This is a genomic window from Pseudomonas rossensis (genome assembly GCF_039888995.1).
Taxonomy (GTDB): domain Bacteria; phylum Pseudomonadota; class Gammaproteobacteria; order Pseudomonadales; family Pseudomonadaceae; genus Aquipseudomonas; species Aquipseudomonas rossensis.
Genome location: NZ_JBBWCB010000264.1, coordinates 1 through 2,887, shown reverse-complemented (window position 1 = coordinate 2,887; position 2,887 = coordinate 1). Strand labels below are relative to the sequence as shown.

The following is a 2,887-nucleotide window of genomic DNA, read 5'->3' as shown; positions in this document are numbered from 1 at the left end:
ATTTCTGGGTGTGTGTTCAGGGTTTTGACAGGTGTGTTTGACTTGGCGGCCTTTGGGCCGACCATGTTGCTGTTGGTTGTGTACATATCCGTTTCTGCGGTAACGGCGGCTGGCGGTTTCGCCGGGTGGATCAAGATCACAAGCTGCAGGCGAGCTAACGCTCGGCCTGTTGAGTGGTGAGGGGCGGGGGGGCGCCGCATCGCTGCGATGGCGGCCTGACAGCCGACCAATCACGCGCAGATGTACACCGTTCCACTGTGGGAGCCGAGCTTGCTCGCGATGACGGAGTGTCAGCCGACATTGATATTGAATGTTAAACAGCCATCGCGAGCAAGCTCGCTCCCACAGGGGATGTGCGGTGTGACGGGAAATCCAGCGGCCACAAAAAAAGGCGACCTCCATCACAGGAGTCGCCTTTCCTTTAACCGCCGCTAAAACTTACTCGGACAGTTTGTACGCAATCACGTAGTCACCCTGCTTGGTGCCCAGCGACCCATGACCGCCCGCAACAACGAGCACGTATTGCTTGCCGTCCTTGCCGGTGTAGGTCATCGGCGTGGTTTGCGCGCCGGCTGGCAGGCGGCCTTCCCACAACTGCTTGCCGTTTTTCACGTCGTAGGCGCGCAGGTACTGGTCGAGGGTGCCGCTCAGGAAACCAACGCCACCGGCAGTGGTGAAGGTGCCGCCCAGGCTAGGCACGCCCATGCTCAGCGGGATCGGAGCCGGCGAGCTGTCGCGCACGGTGCCGTTTTTGTGTTTCCAGATGATTTTGCTGGTGGTCAGGTCGACCGCCGCCACATAACCCCAGGCTGGCGCCTGGCACGGCAGGCCCAATGGCGAGAGCAGGGGTTCGAGGATGACGCCGTATGGCGCGCCTTTGTTTGGCTGCACGCCTTCGGTTTCGCTTTTACGCGGGCCTTGGGCAGCGATTTCGGCGGCCGGGATCATTTTCGATTTGAACGCCATGTAGTCCGGGTTCATGAAAGCAATCTGACGCACCGGGTCAACCGAGATGCCGCCCCAGTCGAACACGCCGAAGTTGCCTGGATACACGATCGAACCTTGCAGCGATGGCGGCGTGAACGGGCCGTCGTAGCGCATGGATTTGAAGTCGATCCGGCAGATCAGTTGGTCGAACGGGGTGACGCCCCACATGTCGCGCTCTTGCAGCGGCGGCGGCATCAGGTTCAGGTCGGATTTCGGTTGGGTTGGCGAGGTGTGATCACCTTCCACCGAGCCCTGCGGTACAGGCACTTCGTTGATCGGCACGATCGGCTTGCCGGTGCTGCGGTCCAGCACGTAGATGCTGCCTTGCTTGGTGGACGCGAGTACCGCTGGTTTCACACCGTCTGCGGTTTTCAGGTCCATCAGGGTTGGCTGGCCACCGACGTCCATGTCCCACAGGTCATGGTGGGTGAACTGCATGTGCCAGCGCACTTGGCCGGTGGCGATGTCGAGGGCGGTCAGGCCGGCGGCATGCAGTTCCGATTCTGGCGTGCGATCGCCACCGAACTGGTCCGGGGTCTGGTTGCCCATCGGCAGGTAAAGCATGCCGAGTTTTTCATCGACGGCGAACATGGACCACATGTTCGGCGAGTTGCGGGTGTAGACCTTGCCTTCGGCAATCGGCGTGGTGTCGTCCGGGTTGCCACTGTCCCAGTTCCACACCAGTTTGCCGGTGTGCACGTCGAACGCGCGGATCACGCCGCTAGGCTCGTCGGTAGAGACGTTGTCGGTGACGTGGCCGCCAATCACCACCAGGTCTTTAGTGACCGCTGGAGGTGAGGTGGAGTAGTAACCGCCGGCAGTGAAGCCGCCGATGTTGGCGCGCAGATCAACCTGGCCCTTGTCACCAAAGTCTTCGCACATCTTGCCGGTGTCGGCGTCGAGGGCGATCAGACGGGTGTCGGCAGTCGGCAGGAAGATCCGGCGTGGACAGACGCTGCTGACCGGCGCAGGGCTGGCAGTGCCCGTCGGGCTTTGCTCGGACGCGTAAGCGGCGTCATCGTGATACGTCACGCCACGGCAGGTCATGTGCGCCCAACCCTTGAAGTTCGCCGCGTTTTGCGTGGAGAGCTTCGGATCGAAACGCCAGATTTCCTTGCCAGTGTCCGGGTCCAGCGCGATCACCTGGCTGTGCGGCGTGCAGACGTAGAGCATGCCGTTGACTTTCAGCGGGGTGTTTTCGGCAGTGGTTTCACCCGGGTCGTTCGGCCCAGGCAGGTCGCCGGTGCGGTAGGTCCAGGCCGGAACGAGCTTGTTCACGTTCTGCGGGGTGATCTGTGTCAGTGGTGAGTAACGATCGCCGTGAGCGCTGCGGCCGTAGGAGTTCCAGTCACCGTCGGGCATGGCCGGGGCGGTGTTGGTCATGCCCGGTACGCTGTCGCGGTCCAGTTGGCCTTTGATTTCACCCGGATTGGTGAATTGGCTGGCCAGCGCAGCAACGCCCGCCAGCACCACGGCCACGCTCAGTGCGCCGGTGCCCATCGGCGCAGGGCCAGTGAGCAACAGTGGACGGCGGAACCACGGCAGCAACATGACGATGCCCAGCGCAAACAGCATGGCCAGACGCGGCACCAGTTGCCACCAATCGAGGCCGACTTCCCACAAGGCCCAAACGGTGCTGGCGAACAGCACCAGCGCGTAGAGGCCCAGTGCAGCGCGGCGGGCAGCGATCAGCAGCCCCCCGGTCAGCGCCAGGCCGATACCGGCCAGCAGGTAATACAGCGAGCCGCCGAGCATGCTCAGCTTGATCCCCCCGGCCAGCATGGCCAGGCCTATTAGCAGAAGCAGGATACCGAGCAGGCTCGGCAGCAGACGGCTTCGACTCAAAGCACCATCAGTGCTCATAGTGTGGTTCTCCGTGACGTTTTAAGTAGTTCCGCGC

1 protein-coding gene is annotated in these 2,887 nt (G+C 62.4%); it reads right to left on the bottom strand.

Annotated features, from left to right (window positions below; genetic code table 11):
* Window positions 1–438 precede the first annotated feature (438 nt).
* A complete protein-coding gene (locus WLY71_RS30205; protein WP_347806499.1) occupies window positions 439–2,850 on the bottom strand; it encodes a glucose/quinate/shikimate family membrane-bound PQQ-dependent dehydrogenase in 2,412 nt (803 codons plus the stop codon).
* Window positions 2,851–2,887 lie beyond the last annotated feature (37 nt).

Excerpts from the sequence above, each read along its gene's own strand:
- WLY71_RS30205 (WP_347806499.1), bottom strand. The coding sequence starts at position 2,850 with ATGAGCACTGATGGTGCTTTGAGTCGAAGCCGTCTGCTGCCGAGCCTG.